Source organism: Streptomyces sp. bgisy027 (assembly GCF_057710365.1).
Window position 1 is genome coordinate 1 of sequence record NZ_JBYIVZ010000117.1, and the last position, 3,094, is coordinate 3,094.

Here is a 3,094-nt window from a genome sequence, read left to right on the forward strand (position 1 = left end):
AACAGCAGCTCAGCTCCCCTGCGGTCCAGTTCCATATGTTGGGTCGGGGACGGGACGCCGTGCACCGTTTCCAGTGCCGGTCTTCCCGTCCCCGCCCGCCGAACCCGCCGTGCGAGTTGGCCCCGCAGCGGGCTCTCCACGTGATCCGATGTGTCAGGCGAGGTATTCACTGACCTGGCCGACGAAGGCCACATCGTCGTGGCTGGTCCGGCGAAAGCGAGCCTTCTCCGGATCGACCTCGTCGATGTTGTATGGCGTGCTGATCTGCGCTCCGCGGAAGCGGTATCGCTCGACCTTCAGCTTCGCCGGGTTGTAGAGGACGAGACCGCCCTCGCTGATGCGGTCCGCTCCGAAGTAGCGGCGCCGCAGTTGTTTCCAGGTCATGTGGGGGCGCTTGTAGCGAATCCAGCGGAGTACTCGCCACCACGCATACCAGCCGAGGTAGGCGAATGTCCGCTTCGAGACGCCGTAGCGGAAGTAGGCTGCCCAGCCCCGCAGGACCGGGTTGACCGTCCGCAGCACCTCCTCCAACGAGAGCGATGTCGTACTTCGCCCCGTCAGTTTCTTGATCTTGTGTATCACCGACGCCAAGGCTTGCTTGGACGGGATGGTGAGCACGACGCGGCGGTCGCCCCAGGTTCTCCGCTGGATGTGGAAGCCCAGGAAGACGAAGCCGTCGTCGATGTGGGTGATGTGGGTCTTCTCGTCCGAGAGGGTCATCTTCAGCTTGCCGGCCAGCAGTTCGGCGATCTTCGCTTTGAGTGCTTCGGCCTCGGACTTCGTGCCGTGCACGAGCACGACGAAATCGTCGGCGTACCGCACCAGACGGAAGTTCGGCCGTCCCATCCGGCGTCGATACTGCCGACGCCATGGCGGGGTCATCTCCTGGTCCCAGATCCGCGAGAAATATCGGTCCAGTACCGAGAGATAGATGTTGGCCAGCAGCGGAGAGACGATCCCTCCTTGCGGAGTCCCGGTCAGGGTCTCGATGGTGTCCCACGACGTGGTGTAACAGCGATCTCTGCATAGCCCCTGGTCATGGGGCGGCCATCGCGCAACTCTCCGAGTAGCGAAGCTCGTTGAAGTGAGAGGTGACGCGATGGCCTTGTCCCAGCATGACTTACTCCGCCTGATGGAGTCACTGCGTACGGCGGACGGAATCGAGTTGATCAGGGTTCTGGCCCAGCGGATCCTTCAGGAACTCATCGAGGCCGAAGCCACCGCCCACATCGGTGCGGAACCCGGTGAGCACACCGAGACGCGCACGACGATGCGCAACGGGCACCGGGCGAAACTGCTGACCACGCAGGCCGGGGACCTGGACCTGGCGATCCCCAAGGTCCGCACCGGGTCGTTCTTCCCCAGCCTGCTGGAACGCCGGCGGCGTATCGACCAGGCTCTCTACCCGGTCGTCATGGAGGCATACGTGCAGGGCGTGTCCACTCGCAGCGTGGACGACCTGGTCAAGGCCCTCGGCGGTGACACCGGGATCTCCAAGAGCGAGGTCTCCAGGATCTGCGGCGACCTCGACGTCGAGCTGAACGTGTTCCGCACCCGGCCCCTGGACCACACCCGCTTCCCTTACATCTACCTCGACGCGACCTACTGCAAGGCCCGGGTGAACCACCAGATCGTCTCGCAGGCCGTGGTCATCGCCACCGGCATCACCGAGGACGGCGGACGCGAGGTGCTCGGTCTGATGGTCGGCGACAGCGAGAGCGAGGTGTTCTGGAGCGAGTTCCTGCGCTCCCTGCGCGAGCGGGGCCTGGCCGGGGTCCGCCTGGTCATCGGCGACCACCACTCCGGCCTGGTCAAGGCGGTCCGCAAGGTCATGCTCGGAGCCGCCTACCAGCGCTGTCGCGTTCATTTCCTGCGCAACGTCTTCGCGGTGATCCCCAAGGACGCCGCGGAGATGGTGGCCGCGACCATCCGCACGATCTTCGCCCAGCCCACCGCCGAGGCCGTCCGCGCCCAGCTCGACACCGTCGCCGACATGCTCGGACGGCAGTTCCCCAAGGTGAAGGCGATGCTCCTGGAGGCCAAGGTGGACCTGACCGCCTTCGCGGACTTCCCCGAGCGGCACTGGAAGAAGATCCAGTCGACCAATCCTCTGGAGCGGGTCAACCGCGAGATCAAGCGCCGCGTCGACGTTGTCCAGATCTTCCCCAACCCCGACGCTCTCGAACGCCTCACCACCGCCGTCCTCATCGAGATGCACGACGAATGGATCGCCTTCCCCCGCCGCTACCTCCCCGAAGACAGCATGGACAAGATCTACCCGCCTGACGATCAACCCGGCACGGCTACACCACTACAGGGGGCATGACCCTGCGCCGGCACAGCAGAGCGTCGCCGGAACACCTTCGACGACATCGACAGCCAACCCAACCGCTGCAACCGACAGACCAAACCCATACCAAGCATCACGCACATGTACGACACATAAAACGCCATGTCAGCCCCCATACGCTCAGCTCAGCGTCCGGTAAAACGGACGAGGCGCACATCGCAGCCAGCGCCTCGTATCAGCGGCTGTTTGCGCACTTCCAGAGGCGAGCCGGCCGCCAACGCGGCACCACAGCCGAGGCCGAACGGCTCCGGGCGGTTTTCCGTGCCGACTGGGCACACCAGCCGTCGCGGGTCGAGGACGCGCTCGGCAAGCAGATGCTCGCGCTCCTGGTCCAGTTCCAGGCAGCCTGCACCGCCGCCGACGACCTGGCCAAGGCGGTCGAAGAGGCTTTTCCTCAGCATCCGGACGCTGAGATCATCCTCAGCTTTCCCGGCCTCGGCGTCCAGATCGGTGCCCAGGGTGCTCGCCGAGATCGGAGACGACCGCACCCGGTTCGCCGACGCTCGCGGCCTGAAGGCATACGCCGGTGCCTCACCCATCACCAGGGCTTCCGGCAAGAAGCCGGGCATCACCCGCCGGTGGGTGAAGAACGACCGCCTCAACCACGCCGGCTCCTTATGGGCCTTCTCCGCCATCACCACCTCACCAGGCGCCAAGACCCACTACCGCAGGCGCCGCGACAACCACGGAGACTGGCACGCTGCCGCGCAGAGAAACCTCTTCAACCGCATGCTCGCACAGCTG

General features: G+C 65.2%; 2 protein-coding genes and 1 pseudogene. 2 read left to right on the forward strand and 1 reads right to left on the reverse strand.

The genetic code is table 11. The annotated features are described in order from the left end of the window. Nucleotides 1-153 precede the first annotated feature (153 nt). Complete coding sequence (locus tag AC3ETA_RS47585) at nucleotides 154-1,191, reverse strand: group II intron maturase-specific domain-containing protein (RefSeq protein WP_432199139.1); 1,038 nt, start codon at nucleotides 1,189-1,191, stop codon at nucleotides 154-156. On the opposite strand from AC3ETA_RS47585, the gene AC3ETA_RS47590 reads away from it, so the two are divergent. Together AC3ETA_RS47590 and AC3ETA_RS47595 are read left to right on the forward strand one after the other, a co-directional pair. Beyond that, nucleotides 1,100-2,326, forward strand: a complete 1,227-nt coding sequence (locus tag AC3ETA_RS47590) for an IS256 family transposase (RefSeq protein WP_432199138.1) — start codon at nucleotides 1,100-1,102, stop codon at nucleotides 2,324-2,326. The two genes, AC3ETA_RS47585 and AC3ETA_RS47590, sit on opposite strands and share 92 nt — an antisense overlap. Nucleotides 2,327-2,550: 224 nt before the next feature. Further along, a pseudogene (locus AC3ETA_RS47595) lies at nucleotides 2,551-3,094 on the forward strand (transposase); the annotation flags it as partial.

Excerpts from the sequence above, each read along its gene's own strand:
- AC3ETA_RS47590 (WP_432199138.1), top strand. The coding sequence starts at position 1,100 with ATGGCCTTGTCCCAGCATGACTTACTCCGCCTGATGGAGTCACTGCGT.